The sequence below is a fragment of the Rhodococcus sp. AC861 genome (genome assembly GCF_979256035.1).
On the sequence record NZ_CEEDMW010000118.1, the window covers coordinates 1 to 233 of the forward strand.

The following is a 233-nucleotide window of genomic DNA, read 5'->3' on the forward strand; positions in this document are numbered from 1 at the left end:
GGCCTACACCTCGTGGGTCACCGGCACACTGGGAGATTCGTCGGTTCCCAATCTCGCTGTGCCACTGCTCATCCTCGCGGTAGTGTTCGGCGCGGTCCTGCAGTTCACCTCGCTCGGCCGCAACATCTACGCCACCGGCGCCCGTGCCACGGCCGCGAAGTTCGCCGGCATCAACGGCAACCGCATCAAGTTCTGGCTCTACGTCGTCGCCGGCGCGGTCGCCGCCCTGGCCG

The 233-nt window shown here is 67.8% G+C and carries 1 protein-coding gene; it reads left to right on the forward strand.

Translation table 11 applies throughout. The annotated features are described in order from the left end of the window. Positions 1-233 (forward strand): ABC transporter permease subunit (locus tag AC0IX4_RS23385; protein WP_471831468.1); only part of this gene is annotated, 233 nt, incomplete at both ends.